The following is a 3,317-nucleotide window of genomic DNA, read 5'->3' as shown; positions in this document are numbered from 1 at the left end:
ATCGTATGCCCAACCATCGCCACCAAATATCCATTGAGACTTCTTAATGAGATAGTCTTTTCTTTCAAGTATTTCGTTAATAAGCTCTTTTACTTTTGCGTCTTCTGCTTTGTAATTTTGAAGTATCGGTAACAGTTTAATTGTGGCTTCTTTTGATTTTTTGCCGTCCATCATGTTATCAAGCCAGAATTGTAAAGCTTCTTTGAGTTCTGCTGTAATGTTAAGTTCTAACAGTTCTTTTACTATATCAGCTAATTTTTCTCTTTGCTGTTTTACAGCTAATGCCATACCAAGACCAAATTCTGCATTGTCCTCAAAGAGAGAATTTGCCCAAGCAGGTCCTTTCCCTTCATGATTTGTGCAGTAAGGTGTAGATGGCGCACTTGCTCCCCAAATTGAAGAACAACCTGTAGCATTTGCTATCATCATTCTATCGCCAAATAATTGGGTTACAAGTTTTGCATAAGGTGTTTCACCGCATCCTGCACAAGCGCCTGAGAATTCAAGCAATGGTGTTTCAAATTGACTTCCCTTTACTGTTTCTTTGTTCATTGGGTTTTCTTTTGGTGATAAAGTCATTGCGTATTCCCAGTTCTTTGCTTCTTCCATTTGTGTTTCTAAAGGTTTCATAACAAGCGCTTTTTCTTTTGCAGGGCATTCATTTGCACAAACGCCGCAACCTGTACAATCAAGAACGCTAACCTGAATTCTGTAGTATAATCCTTCAAAGCCTTTTCCGATAGCCTTTTTAACTTTAAAGCCTTCGGGTGCATTTTTAACTTCTTCTTCAGTAAGAAGGAATGGTCTTATTGCGGCGTGAGGACATACAAATGCACATTGGTTACATTGGATACAGTTGTCTATCTGCCACTCAGGTACGTCAACAGCAATTCCACGTTTTTCATAAGCTGCTGTGCCTGGTGGGAAGGTTCCATCTTCTCTTCCAAGGAAAGCACTAACAGGAAGCTTGTCTCCTTCCAATCTATTCATTACATCGGCAACATTCTTCACAAAATCAGGTGCTTGCCTTTCTTCTTTTGGTTCATCTTCAGCATCTGCCCAAGAAGCAGGAACTTCTACTTTGACTAAAGAATTTATACCTCTATCTACAGCCTCGTAGTTCATCTGTACTATCTTTTCGCCTTTATGTCCGTATTCTTTTACGATAGCTTCTTTTAAGTGTTTTACTGCCTCTTCAATTGGTATTATGTTTGTGAGTTTGAAGAAAGCAGATTGCATTATCATGTTGATTCTTCCGCCTAAACCTATTTCTTTTGCGATGTCTACAGCGTTGATGATGTAGAAGTTGATGTTGTGTTTAGCTAAATATCTTTTGATTGAAGCAGGCAATTTTTTGTCTAATTCTTCAACTTTCCAATTGCAGTTTAGGAGGAAAGTACCACCATCTTTTAATCCTGCTAATATGTCATAGTTGTAAACGTAAGACTGCTTATGGCAAGCAATAAAGTCTGCTTTGTTTATCAAATATGTTGACCTTATTGGTTTTTTGCCGAATCTTAAGTGAGATACTGTCACACCGCCTGATTTCTTTGAGTCATAAGAGAAATATGCTTGCACGTATAAATCTGTGTTGTCACCTATGATCTTTATAGCACTCTTGTTTGCACCTACTGTACCATCAGAACCGAATCCCCAGAATTTGCAGCTGGTTGTTCCTTCTGGTATTGTATCGACTTCTTCTCCTACAGGAAGTGATGTAAAGGTTACGTCATCAATTATTCCTATTGTGAAGTGGTCTTTTGGCTCATCAGCTTTGAGGTTGTCAAATACAGCAATGATTTGTGCAGGTGTAGTATCTTTTGAGCCAAGACCATAACGACCTCCAACAATGACTGGACGCAATTCACTGTCAAAGAAAGCTGTTTTTACATCTTCATACAAAGGTTCACCAATTGAACCGGGTTCTTTTGTTCTATCGAGTACTGCTATTTTCTTAACAGTCTTCGGTATCGCTTCCAAGAAATGTTTTACAGAGAAAGGCCTGTAAAGATGTACCTTGACTACTCCTACTTTTTCTCCTTTTTTCATCAAGTAATCAACTGTTTCTTCAATAGTTTCTGTCACAGAACCCATTGCTATTATTATTCTTTCTGCATCTGGTGCTCCGTAGTAGTTGAATAATTTGTATTCTCTGCCTGTTAATTTGTTTATTTCATTCATGTAATATTCTACGATTTCAGGTATAGCATTGTAGAATCTATTGGCAGCTTCTCTTCCTTGGAAGAATATATCTGGATTTTGCGCTGTACCCCTTGTTACAGGATGTTCTGGATTTAGTGCTCTTTGTCTGAAGGCTTTTAAAGCTTCATAATCTACAAGTTTTTTGAGGTCTTCGTAATCTAAAACTTCGATTTTTTGTACTTCATGCGATGTTCTAAATCCGTCAAAAAAGTGCAAGAAGGGCACTCTTCCTTTAATAGCAGAAAGGTGTGCAACGCTTGCTAAATCCATTACTTCCTGTACACTGCCAGAAGCAAGCAGAGCAAAGCCTGTCTGACGGCATGCCATAACGTCAGAATGGTCACCGAAAATTGAAAGAGCATGGGTTGCAACGGCACGTGCACTTACATGGAATACCCCAGGTAAAAGTTCCCCTGCAATTTTATACATGTTGGGAATCATTAAAAGAAGTCCTTGTGATGCAGTGAATGTTGTTGTGAGAGCGCCTGCTGCTAGTGACCCATGAACAGCTCCTGCAGCACCGGCTTCCGACTGCATTTCAATTACTCTTACCGGCTGACCAAATATGTTTTTTCTTCCATGTGCACTCCATTGGTCTACTACTTCTGCCATTGGAGACGATGGAGTTATAGGGTAAATCGCAGCTACTTCCGTAAAAGCATAAGCCACATGGGCAGCAGCTGTGTTACCATCCATGGTCTTCATTACTTTAGCCATTTCTTTACTCCTCTCCTTATTTATTTAATAATTAAATAAAAGGGTCAGAAAATCACCAATCAAAGAAGGATGTACCTGATATAGTACAGTATACAATATTTCATTTTATTATATAACAGGTATTTATAGTGTGTATAACAGGTCGCATTAATTTAGATTTTTACTTTTATTAAAGCTATATAACAGGTACAAAATAATTATACCATACCAACTTAAAAATTAAAACTTTTTTTGTGACAAATTTATATCAAAAACTTAAGGTTAGATAAAAAAGTGCTTTTTATCTATATTGCGATATTATGCTAAATACATTTTTCAAATAAACCACGCAAGAATAAATATCAAGAAAAATTCCACAAAAAAACTTTTTTTTTTTTTTTTTTTTTTTTTTTTTTTTT

The 3,317-nt window shown here is 37.2% G+C and carries 1 protein-coding gene; it reads right to left on the bottom strand.

Features of this window, described 5'->3' with window-relative positions; all coding sequences use genetic code 11:
• The coding region (nifJ, locus tag I4N53_RS00520) for a pyruvate:ferredoxin (flavodoxin) oxidoreductase (protein WP_214495333.1) at positions 1-2,919 on the bottom strand (2,919 nt) is incomplete at its 3' end.
• Positions 2,920-3,317: the final 398 nt, after the last annotated feature.

It is taken from the genome of Thermoanaerobacter sp. CM-CNRG TB177 (assembly GCF_018588165.1).
GTDB classification, from domain to species: Bacteria; Bacillota; Thermoanaerobacteria; order Thermoanaerobacterales; family Thermoanaerobacteraceae; genus Thermoanaerobacter; species Thermoanaerobacter thermocopriae.
The sequence above is the reverse complement of the archived record's forward strand: the minus strand, read 5'-3'. Positions and strand labels throughout refer to the sequence as shown.